The sequence below is a fragment of the Cellvibrio sp. UBA7661 genome, from assembly GCA_002483365.1.
GTDB lineage: Bacteria > Pseudomonadota > Gammaproteobacteria > Pseudomonadales > Cellvibrionaceae > Cellvibrio.
Genome location: DLHT01000015.1, coordinates 1201 through 1478, shown reverse-complemented (window position 1 = coordinate 1478; position 278 = coordinate 1201). Strand labels below are relative to the sequence as shown.

Here is a 278-nt window from a genome sequence, read left to right as displayed (position 1 = left end):
TGCCAAGCCAGTGAGTTGATGCAAAAACTCAATACGTTCATCACCTTGGGGCTGGCTGAGGTTGGGGTGTTGCTGTTCGATACGCTCTAAAATTTCGGAGCGCAATAATGTTAATAACTGCGGATGTTGCTGTTGCCGCCAGAGCAGCATTGCCCCTGCGTAAATGTGTTCGGCAAGGTTGCGTCGCCCGGCTTTTTCCAGCGTAAATACCGGGCCAAAGCGTTGGCTTTTTGCCCATAACCAAAACACTAATGCAAGCAGGGCTGCCATTACGCCAT

Annotated in this window: 1 protein-coding gene; it reads right to left on the bottom strand. The window is 50.7% G+C overall.

Features of this window, described 5'->3' with window-relative positions:
• The coding region (locus tag B2739_RS12135) for a hypothetical protein (RefSeq protein ID WP_331346122.1) at positions 1–278 on the bottom strand (278 nt) is incomplete at both ends.